This is a genomic window from Azorhizophilus paspali (assembly GCF_043587585.2).
In the GTDB taxonomy this organism is placed as follows: Bacteria; Pseudomonadota; Gammaproteobacteria; order Pseudomonadales; family Pseudomonadaceae; genus Azotobacter; species Azotobacter paspali.
Genome location: NZ_CP171449.1, coordinates 261,152 through 278,608, shown reverse-complemented (window position 1 = coordinate 278,608; position 17,457 = coordinate 261,152). Strand labels below are relative to the sequence as shown.

The 17,457-nt window shown below is 65.6% G+C and carries 19 protein-coding genes and 1 pseudogene; 9 read left to right on the top strand and 11 right to left on the bottom strand.

The annotated features are described in order from the left end of the window. Nucleotides 1-56 precede the first annotated feature (56 nt). From ACGI6K_RS01505 to ACGI6K_RS01490, 4 genes are read left to right on the top strand one after another with little or no spacing between them, the layout of a single operon-like run. Nucleotides 57-1,205: an MlaE family ABC transporter permease gene (locus ACGI6K_RS01505; protein ID WP_376948255.1), complete on the top strand. Its 1,149-nt coding sequence runs from the start codon at nucleotides 57-59 to the stop codon at nucleotides 1,203-1,205. Continuing rightward, nucleotides 1,202-2,002 (top strand): ABC transporter ATP-binding protein, encoded by an 801-nt coding sequence (locus tag ACGI6K_RS01500; RefSeq protein WP_376948254.1) that lies wholly within the window; start codon nucleotides 1,202-1,204, stop codon nucleotides 2,000-2,002. The genes ACGI6K_RS01505 and ACGI6K_RS01500 overlap by 4 nt, the downstream gene beginning before the upstream one ends. Next, complete coding sequence (locus tag ACGI6K_RS01495; protein WP_376948253.1) at nucleotides 2,002-2,940, top strand: MlaD family protein; 939 nt, start codon at nucleotides 2,002-2,004, stop codon at nucleotides 2,938-2,940. The genes ACGI6K_RS01500 and ACGI6K_RS01495 overlap by 1 nt, the downstream gene beginning before the upstream one ends. Then, nucleotides 2,937-3,554, top strand: coding sequence for an ABC-type transport auxiliary lipoprotein family protein (locus ACGI6K_RS01490; RefSeq protein ID WP_376948252.1), 618 nt, complete (start codon nucleotides 2,937-2,939; stop codon nucleotides 3,552-3,554). The genes ACGI6K_RS01495 and ACGI6K_RS01490 overlap by 4 nt, the downstream gene beginning before the upstream one ends. Before the next feature lie 3 nt (nucleotides 3,555-3,557). Here ACGI6K_RS01490 and ACGI6K_RS01485 read toward each other — a convergent pair whose 3' ends face one another. Together ACGI6K_RS01485 and ACGI6K_RS01480 are read right to left on the bottom strand one after the other, a co-directional pair. After that, nucleotides 3,558-3,716 carry a YqaE/Pmp3 family membrane protein gene (locus tag ACGI6K_RS01485; protein ID WP_376948251.1) on the bottom strand — a complete coding sequence of 53 codons (159 nt, stop codon included), beginning with the start codon at nucleotides 3,714-3,716 and terminating at the stop codon, nucleotides 3,558-3,560. 527 nt (nucleotides 3,717-4,243) lie between these two features. Then, nucleotides 4,244-4,477, bottom strand: a complete 234-nt coding sequence (locus ACGI6K_RS01480; RefSeq protein ID WP_435576105.1) for a hypothetical protein — start codon at nucleotides 4,475-4,477, stop codon at nucleotides 4,244-4,246. A gap of 282 nt (nucleotides 4,478-4,759) precedes the next feature. Here ACGI6K_RS01480 and ACGI6K_RS01475 point away from each other — a divergent pair. Both ACGI6K_RS01475 and ACGI6K_RS01470 read left to right on the top strand, forming a co-directional pair. Then, a pseudogene (locus ACGI6K_RS01475) lies at nucleotides 4,760-5,526 on the top strand (LysR family transcriptional regulator substrate-binding protein); the annotation flags it as partial. A gap of 651 nt (nucleotides 5,527-6,177) precedes the next feature. Further along, a complete protein-coding gene (locus ACGI6K_RS01470) occupies nucleotides 6,178-6,639 on the top strand; it encodes a tRNA (cytidine(34)-2'-O)-methyltransferase (protein ID WP_376948249.1) in 462 nt (153 codons plus the stop codon). A 53-nt stretch (nucleotides 6,640-6,692) separates the two neighbouring features. Here ACGI6K_RS01470 and secB read toward each other — a convergent pair whose 3' ends face one another. The 3 genes from secB to ACGI6K_RS01455 are packed head-to-tail and all read right to left on the bottom strand — an operon-like array spanning nucleotide 6,693 to nucleotide 7,885. Then, on the bottom strand, nucleotides 6,693-7,184 hold the full coding sequence (gene secB / locus ACGI6K_RS01465) for a protein-export chaperone SecB (RefSeq protein ID WP_376948248.1): 492 nt from the start codon (nucleotides 7,182-7,184) through the stop codon (nucleotides 6,693-6,695). Between the two features lie 25 nt (nucleotides 7,185-7,209). Continuing rightward, nucleotides 7,210-7,464 (bottom strand): glutaredoxin 3, encoded by a 255-nt coding sequence (grxC, locus tag ACGI6K_RS01460; RefSeq protein WP_376948247.1) that lies wholly within the window; start codon nucleotides 7,462-7,464, stop codon nucleotides 7,210-7,212. 7 nt (nucleotides 7,465-7,471) lie between these two features. Continuing rightward, on the bottom strand, nucleotides 7,472-7,885 hold the full coding sequence (locus ACGI6K_RS01455; RefSeq protein ID WP_376948246.1) for a rhodanese-like domain-containing protein: 414 nt from the start codon (nucleotides 7,883-7,885) through the stop codon (nucleotides 7,472-7,474). A gap of 178 nt (nucleotides 7,886-8,063) precedes the next feature. Here ACGI6K_RS01455 and gpmI point away from each other — a divergent pair, with 178 nt between their 5' ends. From gpmI to ACGI6K_RS01440, 3 genes are all read left to right on the top strand, one after another. Then, nucleotides 8,064-9,599 carry a 2,3-bisphosphoglycerate-independent phosphoglycerate mutase gene (gpmI, locus tag ACGI6K_RS01450; protein WP_377968989.1) on the top strand — a complete coding sequence of 512 codons (1,536 nt, stop codon included), beginning with the start codon at nucleotides 8,064-8,066 and terminating at the stop codon, nucleotides 9,597-9,599. Between the two features lie 871 nt (nucleotides 9,600-10,470). After that, nucleotides 10,471-11,724 (top strand): murein hydrolase activator EnvC family protein, encoded by a 1,254-nt coding sequence (locus ACGI6K_RS01445; protein WP_376943067.1) that lies wholly within the window; start codon nucleotides 10,471-10,473, stop codon nucleotides 11,722-11,724. A gap of 29 nt (nucleotides 11,725-11,753) precedes the next feature. Further along, nucleotides 11,754-13,076: a S41 family peptidase gene (locus tag ACGI6K_RS01440; protein ID WP_376943069.1), complete on the top strand. Its 1,323-nt coding sequence runs from the start codon at nucleotides 11,754-11,756 to the stop codon at nucleotides 13,074-13,076. A 49-nt stretch (nucleotides 13,077-13,125) separates the two neighbouring features. On the opposite strand, the gene hisF is transcribed toward ACGI6K_RS01440, so the two are convergent. The 6 genes from hisF to ACGI6K_RS01410 form a co-directional block, all read right to left on the bottom strand. Next, nucleotides 13,126-13,896 carry an imidazole glycerol phosphate synthase subunit HisF gene (gene hisF / locus ACGI6K_RS01435; RefSeq protein WP_376943071.1) on the bottom strand — a complete coding sequence of 257 codons (771 nt, stop codon included), beginning with the start codon at nucleotides 13,894-13,896 and terminating at the stop codon, nucleotides 13,126-13,128. A 92-nt stretch (nucleotides 13,897-13,988) separates the two neighbouring features. Then, nucleotides 13,989-14,726, bottom strand: coding sequence for a 1-(5-phosphoribosyl)-5-[(5-phosphoribosylamino)methylideneamino]imidazole-4-carboxamide isomerase (gene hisA / locus ACGI6K_RS01430; protein WP_376943073.1), 738 nt, complete (start codon nucleotides 14,724-14,726; stop codon nucleotides 13,989-13,991). Between the two features lie 36 nt (nucleotides 14,727-14,762). Further along, complete coding sequence (locus ACGI6K_RS01425) at nucleotides 14,763-15,017, bottom strand: DUF2164 domain-containing protein (RefSeq protein WP_376943075.1); 255 nt, start codon at nucleotides 15,015-15,017, stop codon at nucleotides 14,763-14,765. Then, nucleotides 15,018-15,656, bottom strand: coding sequence for an imidazole glycerol phosphate synthase subunit HisH (gene hisH / locus ACGI6K_RS01420; protein ID WP_376943077.1), 639 nt, complete (start codon nucleotides 15,654-15,656; stop codon nucleotides 15,018-15,020). Further along, on the bottom strand, nucleotides 15,656-16,249 hold the full coding sequence (hisB, locus tag ACGI6K_RS01415; RefSeq protein ID WP_376943079.1) for an imidazoleglycerol-phosphate dehydratase HisB: 594 nt from the start codon (nucleotides 16,247-16,249) through the stop codon (nucleotides 15,656-15,658). The genes hisH and hisB overlap by 1 nt, the downstream gene beginning before the upstream one ends. A gap of 327 nt (nucleotides 16,250-16,576) precedes the next feature. Beyond that, a complete protein-coding gene (locus ACGI6K_RS01410; RefSeq protein ID WP_376943081.1) occupies nucleotides 16,577-16,966 on the bottom strand; it encodes a hypothetical protein in 390 nt (129 codons plus the stop codon). Between the last annotated feature and the right edge of the window lie 491 nt (nucleotides 16,967-17,457).

Here is a 17,457-nt window from a genome sequence, read left to right as displayed (position 1 = left end):
GATCCTCCGAGATTCGTCGCGAGTCTCCACCGCAAGGCGACACGGACAGGGCAACGATGTATCCGACCCCTTCATCACCAGGTCAACTGCAACCGAGCAGTGCCGGCCAGCCTCCCGGGCTGAACGTCGTCGGCGACTGGACGTTGCAGCACTATTCACGCTTGAAACGCGAAATCGAGCGCGCCAGGCCGCGGCTCGACGACACCTGCCCGGTCGTGCTGGACGGCCTGGGCGGGCTCGACACCGCAGGCGCCGGCCTACTCGTGGAGTTGCTCGGCGCCCGGCGCCTGACGGACATCGCCCGCTGGGCGCCGCAATTGCCGGCCGAACGCCAGGCCCTGCTGCGCACGGTCGCCATGGCGGTCGCCGGCTCCGCCGGTACCGAGGAAGAGCCGGAACGCTCTACCCTCAAGGACGAGCTGGCGCATATCGGCCGGGTCGTCGAGACGCTCTGGGAACAGCAGCGCACGCTGTACGGCTTCATCGGTCTGACGCTGAGCACCCTGCTGACGACCCTGCCGCGCCCACGACGCTGGCGCATCACCCCGCTGGTGGCGCACATCGAGCGGACCGGGCTGGACGCCGTGCCCATCGTCGCCCTGCTGACTTTCATGGTTGGCGCGGTGGTGGCCTTCCTCGGCGCCACCGTGCTCGGCCAGTTCGGCGCTACTATCTATACCGTCAACCTGGTGGCCTATTCCTTCCTGCGCGAATTCGGCGTACTGCTCTGCGCCATTCTGATGGCGGGGCGAACCGCCAGCGCCTTCGCCGCGCAGATCGGCGCGATGAAGGCCAACGAGGAAATCGACGCGATCCGCGCCCTCGGTCTCGATCCGATCGAACTGCTGGTGCTGCCGCGGGTGCTGGCGATGCTGCTGACCCTGCCGATCCTCACCTTCATCGCCATGCTTTGCGGCATCCTCGGCGGCCTGGCGGTCTGCGTCCTGGCGCTGGACATCTCGCCGGTGCAGTACTTTGCCATCCTCGAACAGGAAATTCCGGTCAACCATTATCTGGTCGGCCTCGGCAAGGCGCCACTGTTCGCCTTCCTGATCGCCGTGATCGGCTGCCTGGAGGGCTTCAAGGCCAGCAGCAGCGCCCAGTCGGTCGGCGAACACACCACCTCCAGCGTGGTACAGTCGATCTTCATGGTGATCCTGATCGACGCCCTGGCCGCCCTGTTCCTCATGGAGATGGGCTGGTGAGCGCTGGCGCGCCGTCCCGGGAGGCGCTGATCCGGGTACGCGGCCTGGTGAACAGCTTCGGTCAGCAGACGGTGCACTATGGCCTCGACCTGGACATCCGCCGCGGCGAAATCCTCGGCGTGGTCGGCGGCTCGGGTACCGGCAAGTCGGTACTGCTGCGTAGCATCGTCGGTCTGCACCGGCCCAGCGCCGGGCGCATCGAGGTGTTCGGCGAGGACCTGCTGGCCTTGCCGCCCCTGCGCCGCTCCCGGCTGGAGCGGCGTTTCGGCGTGCTCTTCCAGCAGGGCGCCCTGTTCACCTCGCTCAATCTCGCGGAGAACGTCGCCCTGCCGCTGATCGAACACGCCGAACTGACGCGCCCCGAGGCCGAGCATCTGGCCCGCCTCAAGCTGGCCCTGGCCGGCCTGCCGGCCAACGCCGCCGACAAGTACCCGGACGAACTGTCCGGCGGCATGATCAAGCGCGCCGCCCTGGCCCGAGCCCTGGCGCTGGACCCGGAAGTGCTGTTTCTCGACGAGCCGACCGCCGGGCTCGACCCGATCGGCGCGGCGGCCTTCGACCAGCTCATCCTCACCCTGCGCGATGCCCTCGGACTCAGCGTGTTCCTAGTCACCCACGACCTCGACACCCTGTATACCAGTTGCGACCGGATCGCCGTGCTGGCGCAAAAGCGCGTGCTGGTCGAAGGCCGTCTGGAAGCGGTGGCGGCCACCGACGATCCCTGGATACGCGAATACTTCCACGGCCCGCGCGGCCGCGCGGCACGGCAGGCCGCCGAATTGCAGGAGACCCCCTGATGGAAACCCGCGCTCATCATGTGCTGATCGGCCTGTTCACGGTCGTCGCGGTGATCGCCGCCCTGCTGCTCGCCCTCTGGCTGAGCAAGTTCAGCCTGGACCGCGAGTTCGATCACTACGAGGTGCTGTTCAACCATTCGGTGAGCGGCCTGGCGGTCGGCAGTCCGGTGGAATACAGCGGCATCCGGGTCGGCGACGTGGAACAGCTCTGGCTCGACCCCCAGGACCCGCGCATGGCCCGCGCGCTCATCCGCATCGACAGCGGCACGCCGATCAAGCAGGACACCCGCGTCCGCCTGCTGCTGGCCAACATCACCGGCGCCCGCAGTATCCAGTTGTTCGGCGGCACGCCGCAAAGCCCGCGCCTCGAACGCGAGGGTGGCAAGCCGCCGCTGATCGTCGCTGATCCTTCCCCGCTCAACACCTTGCTCGACGAGGGCGAAGACGTGATGAGCAGCATCAACAGCATTCTGACCGGCGCCAGCCTCCTCTTCTCGGCCGACAACGTCGGCCGCCTCGGCCATATCCTGGAACATCTCGAACAGGCCACGGGAGCGATCGCCGCGCAGCGCGACGAACTCGGCCAGACCGTGCGACAGCTCAACCAGCTCGGCCGGCAGACCGGTACCCTGCTCGAAGAGGTCACCCGCCTGGCACGCAACGCCAACGGACTGCTGGACGGCGACGGCCGCAAGCTGCTGGCCAGCACACAGCGCTCGATGAGCGCCCTCGAACGCAGCACCTCGCGCCTGGATCGTCTGCTGGAGGAAAACCAGCAGGCCCTGCACAACGGCATGGACGGCATCGCCGAACTGGGCCCGGCGATCAGCGAGCTGCGCACTACCCTCGGCGGACTGCGCCGGGTCACCCGCCATCTCGAAGACGATCCCTCGGGCTTTTTCCTCGGTCGGGAGAAGATGCAGGAGTTCGCACCATGACCCGCCACCCTCTCTTCCTGTTCGCTCTGCTCGGCAGCCTGACGGCCTGCTCGGTGCTGCCCGAAGCCGAGCCCATTCACATCTACCGCCTGCCCGGCACGCCTCTTCAGGCCCAGCCGGCCACCGCCCGCCTCGACCAGGCGCTGCGCATCGTGACCCCCAAGGCCGACCGCATGCTCGGCAGCGCACGCATCGCGGTGATGCCGGAGGGCAACCGGATCAGCAACTACCAGGGCGCCCGCTGGAGCGACGACGCCCCGACCCTGCTGCGTGACCGGTTGATCGAGGCCTTCCGCGAGGACGGCCGCACCGCCTCGGTGAGCAGCGACGACAACCATCTCTACGCCGATCTGGAACTACTCGGCGACCTGCGCAGCTTCCATAGCGAATACGTCGACGGCCAGCCGCAGGTCCGGCTCGGTCTCGATGTCAACCTGGTGCACAGCGCCAGCCAGCGTATCCTGGCCAGTCGCCGCTTCGAGGTGCGCCAGAGCGTCAGCGACGGACGGCTCGACAGCGTGGTCGCCGCCTTCGGCGCGGCCAGCGACCGGTTGAGCCAGCAACTGGTGGAATGGACCCTGGCCCAGGGCGGACGCCTGGCCGCCGGCCGCTGAGACTCAGCGCCGGGCGATGATGTACACCGCATGGATGATGCCCGGCAGGTAGCCGAGCAGGGTCAGCAGGATGTTCAGCCAGAAGGCACCGGCGAAACCTACCTGCAGGAACACGCCAAGCGGCGGCAGCAGAATGGCGATGATAATGCGCAGCAGGTCCATGGGATTCTCCGTCGATAGTCGCAAGGCTTTCCTGAATCGACCGGAGATAGCCCTCCTGGGTTCCTTGACGTCCGCCACTCCATGCTTGCCCTGCTCGACGCCCGTTGCGACATCCGACTAGCGAGACATCCCGTGTCCAGCATCTTGGACATGTCCTGTCGGCAGGATGCCCCTGGCTCGCATGCCCCGTCAGACCTCGGCATGATCGGTGATTTTCAGCAAAATTCACCGCCAATATCCGCATCTGCCCAACGGCACGAATCTCGCTGAAGCCCCAGTGCTCGCCCGTCCCTGCGGAAACCGCGTCGGAGCAGAGCGCGGCACGGTTTGGCGTGAAGGTTGGGCAGCGGTCGGACCCAGCCTCTTTTTTCGCCTTCGCCTGCACAAGGATTTTCTTTATTCGTTTTGGACCGACAGGCAAAAAAACGCCCCGGCATTCCTGGCGGGGCGGCCGCAATTTCGCAAGAGACGGTATTTAGTTTCGGCCGGGAACCCGGCACAGCGCACGCGTCAGGCGCTTGAGCATTTCATCGATATTGCCGTGGCTGACCGTCAGCGCCAGCGAAAAGCGCAGACAGTGCGTGCGGCGCGCCGATCAGCAGGCGCTCCTTCAGCGCCGCTTCCACCACCGCCATAGCCGGGAGGCCCGCCAGCGGCCAATTCATCAACAAACCCAGGCCGCGCAGCGGGCCGTGAGCATAGCGACCGACCAAGAACCAGTTCCTCGCGCAGATGCTCGCCGGCCGCGCGAACGTGCTCAAGAAAACCCGGCTCCCACGGTGTCGAGTACCGCCAGACCGGCAGCGCTCAGCACTGCGTTGCCATGACAGCTAACGACCGGATCACCCGGTTTGAAGCAGCAGGCGCTACCGCGAGCCAACAGAGCCGCCAGAGGCATTGCCTCGCCCAATCCCGTGCCGAGCGTGACGATGTCGACACGTACATCATACAACTCCCCGGCCAGCAGCGCGCCATAACGCCCGATCCCGGTCTATACCTCATCGAGGATCAGCAGCAGGCCGCGCTCATTGCACAATTGAGGACAGCCTGCAGGTACTCGCAAGTTGCCCCTCCGTCTCGCCCTGCAGCGGCTCCAGCATCACGGCTACGCGGTGCCGCTGCTGGAAGGCCTGGAGCGCGCTCGCAACGCACTACACTCCTTCCGCGGGCAGGCGGCACGCAGCTTGGCGGGTCGGTGTGCTGCAAACGGTCAGCGCCAGCCTGATGCCGCCGCTACTGGAGCGTCTGCGCCAGGCCCAGCCGCACCTGGTGGTACAGCTCTACGAATTGTCCGGCATCGATATCGAACGACGCCTGCTGGCCGGCACCCTGGATATCGGCATCGGTTTTCTGCCGCCGCGTCAGCCGGGGCTGCGCAGCCTGCCTTTGTACGAGGATAAATTGCAGTTGGTGACCCCGGAAAAGCATCCGCTCAAGGACTTCAAGAAGGTTTCCCTGGCCCAGGCGGCAGAGTTGCCGATACTTCTGTTCGGCGAGGAATTCCGCGTGCCACAGATCTGGCAGGAGCATGCCCAGCATGCTCGGCCGGCGCCCGCAGGTACAGGCCGAGCTAAACCACACGAACAGCATCCTCGACAGCCTGCCGCATACGACCCTGGCCACGGTGCTGCCGAGCTGCTCGCGGTCGCCGCACAGTCATCCGGGTTTGTTGTGGAAACCGCTCAGCGAACCGCGCATCCCCCTGAAGGTGGAAATGATCTACCGCGATGCCCAGCGCCAGCAGGGCATGGTGAACCTGCTGCGCTCGCTGCTGGAGAGAATGCCCGACCTCCATGAGGTCCGTGGCTGAATCCGAAACGCCGTTTCGCAGGCGCAAAAAAGAAAACCCCGCAAAGCGGGGTTTTGCAGACTGATTCTGACATCCCTGACTACCTCCGCCATCCTGGCGGAACATCCCCGATCATCCTTGAATGGTCCCTGAATCGTCCTTGAATCACATGGCGCATCCTGCGCGCGTCGTCCCTAAACAATGCCATCCTGGCGATCGTCCCTGAGTTCCCCAATGCATCCTGCGCCAACCATCCCTGCGGCCTCACCTTCCCGGTGAATTCCCGACCCCATCCATGCCGGTCGATGCGCCTCCTGCGCGATCTCCCTATCATCCGCCATCCTGGCGGAACCTGCGACGCCGTCCGTGTTTTTCGATGCGCTTCCTGCGCGACGCCCTTGAGCAATAGACTAGGCATCCCTCCGTCGACTAAACAGTGGCGATTGCCATCACACCATGTAAGCCTTTGTCTATATGCCTTGCCGGACCGATCCGCCTCTTCGGCCAAGCCTGGAAGCCCTGGCACACAGGATGCTTCGCCTCGGCACGGAACATCGAGAGCCTTGGTCGACAACGCCGACATCCGGCTCGCCATCGCGGGACGGCAGCGCCCCGACTACGGCAAGGGTGCGGCGGCAGGATAGAATGCCGCCTCCCTGTCCGGAGCCGTGCATGTTTCACGTCATCCTCTTCCAACCGGAAATCCCACCGAACACCGGCAATATCATCAGGCTCTGCGCCAATACCGGCTGCAGCCTGCATCTGATCGATCCGCTGGGCTTCGAACTGGACGACAAGCGCCTACGCCGCGCCGGCCTGGACTACCACGAATATGCCACCCTCAAGCGCCACGCCGACCTGCCCTCCTGCCTGGAGAGCCTCGGCCGGCCACGCCTGTTCGCCTTCACCACCAAGGGGTCGCAGTCTTATCACAGCGCGGCCTACCGGCGCGGCGATGCCTTCCTGTTCGGGCCGGAAAGTCGTGGGCTATCGCAGGAAATTCGCGAGAGCCTGCCGCCGGAGCAGCGTCTGCGTCTGCCGATGCGCTCCGGCTGTCGTAGCCTGAACCTATCGAACACGGTGGCGGTGGCGGTCTACGAGGCTTGGCGCCAGCTCGATTTCGCGATGGACTGAACGGAAACGAAAAAGCGCCCCGCAGGGCGCTTTTTCTCGGCAGGGCCGCGACCTTACTGCACCGTACTTGATGCTTGGCCCTCGGCCTGCATCCGCGCCAGCTCCTGGGCGTAGAGCACGTCGAAATTCACCGGCGCCAGCATCAGGGCCGGGAAGGAGCCACGCACGACCAGATTGTCCAATGCCTCGCGGGCATAGGGGAAGAGCAGGCTCGGGCAGAAGGCGCCCAGGGTATGGCCCATGGCTTCGGCGTCCAGGCCTTTGATCAGGAAGATGCCGGCCTGCTGCACCTCGGCGATGAAGGCCACTTCCTCGCCGGTCTTCACGGTGACCGAAAGGCTTAGCACCACTTCGTAGAAGTCGCCGCCGTCGAGCGCTTTCTGCTTGGTGTTCAGGTCCAACTGGACACTCGGCTTCCAATCCTGGCGGAAGATCTCCGGCGCCTTCGGTGCCTCGAAGGAAAGGTCGCGCACATAGATGCGCTGCAGGGAGAATTGGGCGTTTTGGCCGTCTTGTGCGGCGCCGTTGCTAGCTTGTTCAGTCATGGCAGAGCCTTATCGATTTGCGGATTCAATCCTCAAGCAACGCGTCCAGGCGGCCCGCGTGCTCCAGGGCATGGAGATCGTCACACCCACCCACGTGGGTATCGCCGATCCAGATTTGCGGAACCGAGGTGCGTCCGGCCTTGCGGGTCATCTCGGCGCGCAGCTCCGGTTTGCCGTCGACACCGATCTCCCGGTAGGCGACGCCTTTTCTGTCCAGCAGTTGCTTGGCCCGTATGCAGTAGGGGCACCAGGCGCTGGTATAGATGACGGTGTGCGGCATGGCGCCCTCACTTGACCACGGGCAGGTTGTCCCCGCGCCAGGTGCTCATCCCGCCGGCCAGCCTGGCCACGTCGAAGCCGGCCTTCTGCAAGTCGCGGCAGACGGTTCCGGCATGCTGGCCCATGGCGTCGACCACGATGAGGGTCTTGCTCCTGAACTTTTCCAGTTCGGCGATGCGGCCGGTCAGTTTGTCGTAGGGGATATTGAGTGCATCGACGATGTGCCCGCCGGAGAACTCCTTGTGGGCACGCACATCCAGCACCATGCCCTGACCACCGTTGACCAGCGAGGTCAGCTCGCCGCTGCTGAGACTGCGACCGCCGCGACGCAGCTCGGTCACCAGCAGCAGAACCAACAGGACCAGCAGGAGGCCGACGAGGATATAGTGGTTGGAAGCGAATTCGATCAGCTTGGAGACCATCGGGAAGTTCCAGAACGGTAAAATCCCGGCAGTATACACAGCCCCCCGGACCGGCTGAACCCGCCAGCGCGGCGGCAGTCAATGGCAATGACGCTGCGCTTCGCGAAACAGTAGACTGCCGCCTTTCGCACGCCTCGGGCTGCCGGGCACCCACCTCACCGTAATCAGAGTCGGAACCATGACTGCCATCCCCAAACCGCTGGTTCTTATCATCCTCGACGGCTTCGGCCACAGTGACAGCCCTGCCCATAACGCCATCCACGCCGCCCGCACCCCGGTCTACGACCGCCTGCTCGCCACCTGCCCCCACGGCCTGATCTCCGGCTCCGGCATGGATGTCGGCCTGCCCGACGGCCAGATGGGCAACTCCGAGGTTGGCCACATGAACCTCGGCGCCGGCCGCGTGCTCTACCAGGACTTCACCCGGGTGACCAAAGCCATCCAGGACGGCGAGTTCTTCGACAACCCGGCCATCTGCGCCGCCGTCGACCGCGCGGTCGCCGCCGGCAAAGCGGTGCACATCCTCGGCCTGCTCTCCGAAGGTGGCGTGCACAGCCACCAGGACCACATCGCCGCCATGGCCGAACTGGCTGTGCGGCGCGGCGCCGAAAAGATCTACCTGCACGCCTTCCTCGACGGCCGCGACACTCCGCCCAGGAGCGCCCAGGGCCCCATCGAGGCGCTCGAAGCCACCTTCGAACGCCTCGGCAAGGGCCGCATCGCCACGCTGATCGGCCGCTACTTCGCGCTGGACCGCGACAATCGCTGGGACCGTGTCGAGCAGGCCTACCGGCTGATCGTCGACGGCAAGGCCGAATACGTCGCCGAAACCGCCGCAGCCGGCCTGCAGGCCGCCTACGCCCGCGACGAGAGCGACGAGTTCGTCAAGGCCACCGCCATCGGCGCACCGGCGCGCGTGGAAGACGGCGACGCCGTGGTGTTCATGAACTTTCGCGCCGACCGCGCCCGCGAACTGAGCCGCACCTTCGTCGAGGCCGATTTCAAGGAATTCGAGCGCCCGCGCGTGCCGCGGCTGGCCGGCTTCGTCACCCTCACCCAGTATTCGGCGAGCATTCCGGCGCCTTGCGCCTTCCCGCCGACAGAACTGACCAATGTGCTCGGCGAGTACCTGGCGAACAACGGCAAGACTCAGTTGCGCATCGCCGAGACCGAGAAGTACGCCCACGTCACCTTTTTCTTCTCCGGCGGCCGCGAGGAGCCGTTCGCGGGCGAGGAGCGCATCCTGATCCCTTCGCCGCAGGTCGCCACCTACGACCTCAAACCGGAGATGAGCGCGCCGGAAGTCACCGAGCGCATGGTCGAGGCCATCGAGAACCGGCGCTACGACGTGATCATCGCCAACTACGCCAACGGCGACATGGTCGGCCACACCGGGGTGTTCGAGGCGGCGGTCAAGGCGGTGGAATGCCTGGACGCCAGCCTCGGGCGCATCGTCGCGGCGCTGGAGAAGGTCGGCGGCGAGGCGCTGATCACCGCCGACCACGGCAACGTCGAGCAGATGCAGGACGAAAGCACCGGCCAAGCGCACACCGCGCACACCTGCGAGCCGGTGCCCTTCATCTACGTGGGTAAGCGCGCGCTGCGCATCCGCGAAGGCGGCGTGCTGGCCGACGTGGCGCCGACCATACTGAAGCTGCTCGACCTGCCGCAGCCGCAGGAAATGACAGGCCGGCCGCTGGTCGAGCAGGCCTGAGTCGGCAAGACGCGGACAGGTCCCGGGCCTGTCCGCTGGTCGTCCAGAGTCATTGCTCAGGGCAATCGCATGAAATGCCTGCCCGATACTGGGCTGGAAAGGTTGTGTACTTGGTCGTTCCGGCGTGGTCTTCAGATCCAGTGCATTGGCTGCTTGCCGAGTGGTCGGATACCTTCTGTTTCGGCCCCCGGCCGAGTCACTTTTTCTTGCCTGGCCAAGAAAAAGTAACCCAAAAGAAGGCCACCCCCTCATCCGGCCCTGCGCTTCGCTCCGGGTTCCCTCCCTGCATCGCCGCTCCAGGGGCTCGCCGCGAAGGGCCATCCATGGCCCATCGCGGCTCTCGCGGCATCCTTGCCGCTCGACCCCTTCCACGACGATTCCGCTCGGCCTTCTGAAGGGGGCATCCGGCGTTGCCTGACAGGCCGTGCCACAGGAAGAGCGCAAGCGCTTTCAGGCAACCCGGAGCTCGACTCCCGTTCAGAAGGCCGAGCGCAGGCGTCGCGTAGAGGGGCGAGCCGCGGGGAGGCGGCGAGAGTCGTACGAGGGGCATGGATGCCCCTTGTGCGACGACCCTCGGAGCGGCGCCGGAGCGAGGGAACCCCGGCGCAGCCGGGGCCGAATGACCGGGCGCGCTTTCTCTTTGGTTACTTTCTCTTTGCGCGCGCAAAGAGAAAGTAACTCGGCCGGGGAGCCGAAACAGGGACTGTCCGGCCCCTCGGCAAGCAGCCATGCCAAGGCTCACACAACCGTTCCAGTCCGGTATCGAGCGAGCGCTTCATGCGATTGCCCTGAGTCATTGCTGCGGCCTGCAGCCGGACGACACATTTTTAGGCATACTTATGCCGATCCACTCTCCCGACGCCGCACGCCCATGTTCCGCATCCTTCCCCTGCTGATCCTCACCCTCGCGCTCAGCCCGGCATTCGCCGACGAGCGCAGCGAAACCCTCGAGCAACTGGAGCGGACCCGCCAGGACATCGCCACGCTGAAGAAGCTGCAGGAGCAGTTGAACCGGGAAAGGAGCGGCGTGCAGCAGGAGCTGGGCAAGACCGAACGGGAGATGGGCGACCTGGAAAACCGGATACGCGAGCTGCAAAACGAACTGGACGGGCGCGAACGGGAGATCCGTCGTCTCGACCGGGAAAAACAGACGTTGCAAAAGACCCGTGACGAACAGCAGCGGCTGATCGCCGTGCAGACCCGCGCCACCTACCAGAGCGCTCGCCAGGAATACCTCAAGTTGCTGCTCAACCAGCAGCGGCCGGAGTTGCTGTTGCGTACCCTGACCTATTACGGCTACTTCGACCAGGCGCGCCGGAAGCAGCTCGAAGCCTTCGACGCGACCCTGCGCCAATTGGCCGTGGTCGAGCAGGACCTCGCCACCCAGCGGACCCGGCTCGGCGAGCGCAAGAGCGAGCTGGAAGAGCGTCGCGAGCGGCTCGCCGCCCTGCGCCAGGAGCGTCGCCGGATGCTGACCCGCTTGAACCGGGAATACGCCAGCGGCGCCCGGAAACTCGAGGCCCGCGAGGAAGAGCAAGCCGAACTCGGCCGGGTGTTGCGGCGCATCGAAGAAACCCTCGCCCGCGAGGCCGAGGAGGCACGCCAGCGTGCCCTCGCCGAACAGCGCCGCCAGCAGGAGCAGGAAAGGCAGCGCCGACACGCCAGCGCGCCCGCCGGCGAAGCCCCGCTCTTGTCCGACCGGGGAGCAGCTCCCGACGGCCCCTTCGCCCATGCGCGCGGCAGCCTATCCTGGCCGGTCGATGGTCGCCTGCTGGCGCCCTATGGCTCGCCACGCAGCGAAGATGCCCGCACCCTCTGGGACGGTGTCCTGATCGGCGCCGATGCCGGCACTCCGGTGCGTGCCATCCATGCCGGGCGCGTGGTCTTCGCCGACTGGCTGCGCGGCTCGGGCCTGCTGGTCATTCTCGACCACGGCAATGGCTACCTGAGCCTCTACGGGCATAATGAGAGTTTGTTGAAAAGCGCCGGCGACATGGTCAAGGCCGGCGAACCGATCGCGACGGTCGGTACCAGTGGCGGGCAGGACATGCCTGCGCTTTACTTCGCCATCCGCCAGCAGGGCCACCCGAGCGATCCCGCCCTGTGGTGCCGCGCGCAGGGATAGCGCCGCTTTCACTCGAGGAGTCCGTTTTCATGCCGTACCTGCCCCGCCCCCTGTCGCTGGCCCTGGTCGCCGCCCTGGCGCTCGGCGCTCCCCTCCTGCGCGCCGAGGAGGCGCCCGCGCCGGCCGCCGAGACGCGAAGCAAGCCCCTCCTGCCCCTCGAAGAGCTGCGCACCTTCGCCGAGGTCATGGACCGCATCAAGGCCGCCTATGTCGAGCCGGTGGACGACAAGACCCTGCTGGAAAACGCCATCAAGGGCATGATCAGCAATCTCGATCCGCACTCGGCCTACCTCGAGCCCGAAGAATTCCTCGACCTGCAGGAGAGCACCAGCGGCGAGTTCGGCGGCCTCGGCATCGAGGTCGGCATGGAGGACGACCAGCTCAAGGTGGTCGCGCCGATCGACGACACGCCGGCGGCCAAAGCCGGCATCGAGGCCGGCGACCTGATCGTCCAGATCGACGGCCAGCCGACCAAAGGCATGTCCATGCTCGAAGCCGTGGACAAGATGCGCGGCAAGCCCGGCAGCAAGATCGAGCTGACCCTGGTGCGCAAGGAGGGTAGCAGGCCGTTCGACGTCAGCCTGACCAGGGCGGTGATCAAGGTCAAGAGCGTGAAGAGCCAGTCGCTTGAGTCCGGCTACGGCTACCTGCGCATCACCCAGTTCCAGGTCAACAGCGGCGAGGAAGTCGGCAAGGCGCTGGCGCGCCTGAAGCAGGAGAACGGCGGACAGAAGCTGAAGGGCCTGGTGCTAGACCTGCGCAACAACCCCGGCGGCGTGCTGCAGTCGGCCGTCGAGGTGACCGACCATTTCCTCACCAAGGGCCTGATCGTCTACACCAAGGGCCGCATCGCCAACTCCGAACTGCGCTTCTCCGCTGACCCGGCCGACGCCAGCGAAGGCGTACCGATGGTGACGCTGATCAACGGCGGCAGCGCTTCGGCCGCGGAAATCGTCGCCGGCGCCCTGCAGGATCACAAGCGGTCGGTGCTGATGGGCACCGACAGCTTCGGCAAGGGCTCGGTGCAGACCGTGCTGCCGCTGAACAACGACCGCGCCCTGAAGCTGACCACCGCTCTCTACTTCACCCCCAACGGCCGTTCGATCCAGGCTCAGGGCATAGTGCCGGACATCGTGGTGGAGCGTGCCAAGTTGACCCAGGACGCCCAGCCGGAACACCTGCGCGAGGCCGATCTGGCTGGCCACCTGGGCAACGGCAACGGCGGGCCGGACAAACCCAGCGGCAAGGCCGGGCAGGAAGGCAAGGCGCGTCCGCAGGACGACGACTACCAGTTGAGCCAGGCGCTCAACCTGCTTAAGGGCCTCAACCTGACCCGCGGACTGCAGCAATAACAGGCCGGCGTCGAACGGGAGGAAGGCGCCTGCGCCTTCCTTGCCGCTGTCAGCGCACCACTATGCCGCGACCGGCCAGATAGGCCTTGGCCTCCGGCACCGTGTACTCACCGAAGTGGAAGATGCTCGCCGCCAGCACCGCATCGGCCTTGCCCTCGAGGATGCCGGCCGCCAGGTGTTCGAGGTTGCCGACACCGCCCGAGGCGATCACCGGGATGCCCACCGCCTCGCTGATGGCGCGGGTCACACCTAGGTCGAAACCACTCTTCATGCCGTCCTGGTCCATGCTGGTCAGCAGGATCTCACCGGCGCCGTAGTCTTCCATCTTCTTCGCCCAGGCCACCGCGTCCAGCCCGGTGGGCTTGCGTCCGCCGTGGGTGAAGATTTTCCAGCGCGGCGCTTCGCCCGGCCCCGACACCTTCTTGGCGTCGATGGCGACCACGATACACTGCGAGCCGAAGCGCCCGGCGGCCTCGCCGACGAACTCCGGGTTGAACACCGCGGCGGTGTTGATCGATACCTTGTCGGCACCAGCGTTCAGCAGGTTGCGAATATCCTGTACGGTGCGCACGCCGCCCCCGACGGTCAACGGGATGAACACCTGGCTGGCCATGCGCTCGACGGTGTGCAGGGTGGTGTCGCGCCCCTCGTGGCTGGCGGTGATGTCGAGGAAGGTGATCTCGTCAGCGCCCTGCTCGTCGTAGCGCTGGGCGATCTCGACGGGATCTCCGGCGTCGCGGATGTTCTCGAACCTGACGCCCTTGACCACGCGGCCGTTGTCCACGTCGAGGCAGGGGATAATGCGTTTGGCCAGCGCCATGGTGGTGTCCTCTCTGAGTAGGGTGGACAACGCTCTGCTTGTCCCCCGTCATTCGATGGAAAACGCTGCACGGTTTTCCACCCTACGCGTTGTCAGCCCTTGAAGCCGTCACAGAGCGCCTGGGCTTCGGCCACGTCCAGGGTGCCCTCGTAGATAGCGCGGCCGGTGATGGCGCCGACGATCCCCGAAGCACGGGTATCCAGCAGCTTGCGGATGTCGCCGAGGTCGTGGATGCCGCCGGAAGCGATCACCGGGATGCGCGTGGCGGCGGCCAGGGCGGCGGTGGCCTCGACATTGCAGCCCTGCATCATGCCGTCCTTGGCGATATCCGTGTAGACGATAGCGGACACGCCGTCAGCCTCGAAGCGCCTGGCCAGGTCGACGACCTGCACGCTGCTGACTTCGGCCCAGCCGTCGGTGGCGACGAAGCCTTCCCTGGCGTCCAGGCCGACGATCACCTTGCCGGGAAAGGCGCGGCAGGCTTCTCCGACGAACTCCGGCTGCTTGACCGCCTTGGTGCCGACGATCACGTAGCCGACGCCCGCCTTCACGTAGTGCTCGATGGTCTCCAGCGAACGTATGCCGCCGCCGATCTGGATCGGCAAATTCGGGTAGCGCCGGGCAATGGCGGTGACCACTTCGCCGTTGATCGGCTGGCCCTCGAAGGCGCCGTTGAGGTCGACCAGGTGCAGGCGGCGGCAGCCGGCTTCGACCCATCTGGCGGCCATGGCCACCGGGTCGTCGGAGAACACCGTGGAATCGTCCATGCGGCCCTGCCGCAGGCGCACGCAGGCGCCGTCCTTGAGGTCGATTGCGGGAATGATCAGCATCGGTTGAACCTGCTCAAGTCTCAAAATTCGAAAGGGTCAGCTTTTCTCGAGCGCCCACAAGTCGCTTTCGATACTCTCGAACCTATCCTTCAGGTGCGCCTGAACATCGAAGATCGCCTTGTTGTAGTAGTGTGGAGCAATTTCCCGGCCGAACAGATCCAGCAACTCCTGCACTTCGAACGAGCCCAGCTCGAGTTCGAAGCGATCGGCCAGGAAACGCTTGAGAATCAGCAACGCGGCCTGCTCCTGCGCGGCATTTAGGGAGAGAACCGGGGTCTTGATCCGGCCCATCTACCAGCGCCCATCCCAAGCGGCGAAGTTCTGCAACAGTTGCAGGCCGTGGGTATGGCTCTTTTCCGGGTGGAACTGCACGGCGAAGCGCGAGCCCTCGGCCAGCGCGGCGGCGAAGTCGACCCCGTAGTGGCCGCGCCCGACCACCTGGCGCGGATTGCCGGCCTCGATGTAGTAGCTGTGCACGAAATAGAAGCGGCCGCGGTCCGGGATGCTGTGCCAGAGCGGATGGTCGACGCTCTGCGCGACCTCGTTCCAGCCCATATGCGGCACCTTGAGATGCTCGCCGCCCTCGATCAGATCCTTGCCGAAAAAGCGCACTCGGCCGGGAAACAGGCCGATGCAGTCGACCCCGCCGTTCTCCTCGCTATGCTCCAGCAACGCCTGCATGCCGACGCAGATGCCGAGGAACGGTCGGTCGGCGCTCACCTCGCGGACCAGGGCGTCGAAGCCCAGGCGACGGATCTCGGCCATGCAGTCGCGGATCGCGCCGACACCGGGAAACACCACCCGGTCGGCCTCGCGGATCACCTGGGCGTCGCTGGTGATCAGCACCCTGCCGGCGCCGACGTGCTCCAGCGCCTTGGCCACCGAGTGCAGGTTGCCCATGCCATAGTCGATCACGGCTACCGTCTGCATCACAGGCACCCCTTGGTGGAGGGCGTCTGCCCGGCCATGCGCGGGTCGGGCTCGACGGCCATGCGCAGGGCGCGGCCGAAGGCCTTGAACACCGTCTCGATCTGGTGATGGGTATTGCTGCCACGCAGGTTGTCGATGTGCAGGGTCACCTGGGCGTGATTGACGAAGCCCTGGAAAAACTCCTGGAACAGGTCCACGTCGAAGCTGCCGACCCGCGCGCGGGTGTAGGGCACCTGCATCGACAGGCCCGGGCGGCCGGAGAAGTCCACCACCACTCTCGACAGCGCCTCGTCCAGCGGCACGTAGGAATGGCCGTAGCGGACGATGCCCTTCTTGTCGCCGATGGCCCTGGCGAAGGCCTGGCCGAGCGTGATGCCGACATCTTCCACGGTATGGTGGTCGTCGATGTGCAGGTCGCCTTGGCACTCGATATCCAGGTCGATCAGGCCGTGGCGGGCGATCTGGTCGAGCATGTGCTCGAGAAAGGGCACGCCGGTGGCGAACCGGGTCTTGCCGGTGCCGTCCAGGTTGACCGAGACCTTGATCCGGGTCTCCAGGGTGTTGCGCTCGACGCAAGCCGTACGTTCGGCCATCCACAGCTCCGCTAGTCGTGGGACGAAAAGGCGTCATTATAGGCGCAAACCCCGGAGCCGGATAAGCCGTCCAGCCCGCCAGTGGCCGTTCGCTTCGGCTCGACTCGAAGTACCCCGCCCAGCTTCGCGGTACCGGTCCGATCCGCGCGATGCCTCGCCCCACGCAGCAGATCAACGGATCGCTCGCGCAGGCAGCCGCATTTCCGGGCCACAGGGCACCGAACAGCGCCGGTCGCGACGCTGCACGCCATACCCGGCGTCCCAAAAAAAGAACCCCCGCCGGTGTGGCGGGGGTTCGGTGTTTCGACCTGGCGGCTGTCGTGGGAATCAGCGACCGTTGTAAGCGAAGGCCTCGGCGGTTTCCGGAGTCCAGCCGTAGGGACGCGGGCGGTTGCCGTAGATCACCACCTTGTCGCCTTCGGCGAAGACGTAGTTTGGCGAACGGTATTCCTTCAGTTCGCCGCTGTCGGTGCGCACCAGGTAGATGCGCTCGCTGGCACCCAGGGCCTTCTGGCCGGAACCGCCGAACAGCGCGCCGAGGCCCGCGCCGATCACCGCACCGATCGGCCCGCCGACGGAGCCGGCCATCATGCCGCTCATGCCGCCCGTGGCCTGCCCCGAAGTCTCGCTCGTCACTTCCCGGACGATTTCCGCGGCGTTGACAGTGCCGACGTTGAGCATGCCGATGGTCAGAGCCAACATTCCGAATTTTTTCATGGCGGTTCCCTCAGAGCGAGACGAGCGGTCGTTACCAGTCGATTCAATCGAGACGAAATGTGGCGCCGTTATCGCCGCTGTTTCGTCTCCCTTGGGACAGAAGCTACCGCTTTCGTTGACATGAATCAATAAAACGATCGCCTTCTTATGCTTAAGGAGGGGGGCCCATGGGGCGGGCAAACGGCTCCTCCAAGCTGCGAACCTCCACATTGCGCAGGGTCCGCGCCAACGCCACGCCTCACCCGTACGGCACTGGCCGCCCGGCCAGTAGGGCACCTCTAAAAACGTAGGCGAGGCAATCAGCGCAAGGCAAAAACAGGCGAAAAAGCGGAGTTTACGCGCTGTAAATGAGCATTTTGAGCCTGTTTTTAACGCAGCGATGACCACGCAGGTAGTTTTTAGATGTGCCCAGTAGTCGAGGCATGCGGAGCCACTTCCCGGTAAACAGGGGTATGACCTGGCGCGGCGCGCAATTGACCACGGGTTTGCGG

Bases quoted from the DNA above. Each gene is read 5' to 3' on its own strand.
- ACGI6K_RS01505 (WP_376948255.1), top strand. From the start codon at position 57: ATGTATCCGACCCCTTCATCACCAGGTCAACTGCAACCGAGCAGTGCC.
- ACGI6K_RS01495 (WP_376948253.1), top strand. From the start codon at position 2,002: ATGGAAACCCGCGCTCATCATGTGCTGATCGGCCTGTTCACGGTCGTC.
- ACGI6K_RS01490 (WP_376948252.1), top strand. From the start codon at position 2,937: ATGACCCGCCACCCTCTCTTCCTGTTCGCTCTGCTCGGCAGCCTGACG.
- ACGI6K_RS01485 (WP_376948251.1), bottom strand. From the start codon at position 3,716: ATGGACCTGCTGCGCATTATCATCGCCATTCTGCTGCCGCCGCTTGGC.
- ACGI6K_RS01470 (WP_376948249.1), top strand. From the start codon at position 6,178: ATGTTTCACGTCATCCTCTTCCAACCGGAAATCCCACCGAACACCGGC.
- secB (WP_376948248.1), bottom strand. From the start codon at position 7,184: ATGACTGAACAAGCTAGCAACGGCGCCGCACAAGACGGCCAAAACGCC.
- grxC (WP_376948247.1), bottom strand. From the start codon at position 7,464: ATGCCGCACACCGTCATCTATACCAGCGCCTGGTGCCCCTACTGCATA.
- ACGI6K_RS01455 (WP_376948246.1), bottom strand. From the start codon at position 7,885: ATGGTCTCCAAGCTGATCGAATTCGCTTCCAACCACTATATCCTCGTC.
- gpmI (WP_377968989.1), top strand. From the start codon at position 8,064: ATGACTGCCATCCCCAAACCGCTGGTTCTTATCATCCTCGACGGCTTC.
- ACGI6K_RS01445 (WP_376943067.1), top strand. From the start codon at position 10,471: ATGTTCCGCATCCTTCCCCTGCTGATCCTCACCCTCGCGCTCAGCCCG.
- ACGI6K_RS01440 (WP_376943069.1), top strand. From the start codon at position 11,754: ATGCCGTACCTGCCCCGCCCCCTGTCGCTGGCCCTGGTCGCCGCCCTG.
- hisF (WP_376943071.1), bottom strand. From the start codon at position 13,896: ATGGCGCTGGCCAAACGCATTATCCCCTGCCTCGACGTGGACAACGGC.
- hisA (WP_376943073.1), bottom strand. From the start codon at position 14,726: ATGCTGATCATTCCCGCAATCGACCTCAAGGACGGCGCCTGCGTGCGC.
- ACGI6K_RS01425 (WP_376943075.1), bottom strand. From the start codon at position 15,017: ATGGGCCGGATCAAGACCCCGGTTCTCTCCCTAAATGCCGCGCAGGAG.
- hisH (WP_376943077.1), bottom strand. From the start codon at position 15,656: ATGCAGACGGTAGCCGTGATCGACTATGGCATGGGCAACCTGCACTCG.
- hisB (WP_376943079.1), bottom strand. From the start codon at position 16,249: ATGGCCGAACGTACGGCTTGCGTCGAGCGCAACACCCTGGAGACCCGG.
- ACGI6K_RS01410 (WP_376943081.1), bottom strand. From the start codon at position 16,966: ATGAAAAAATTCGGAATGTTGGCTCTGACCATCGGCATGCTCAACGTC.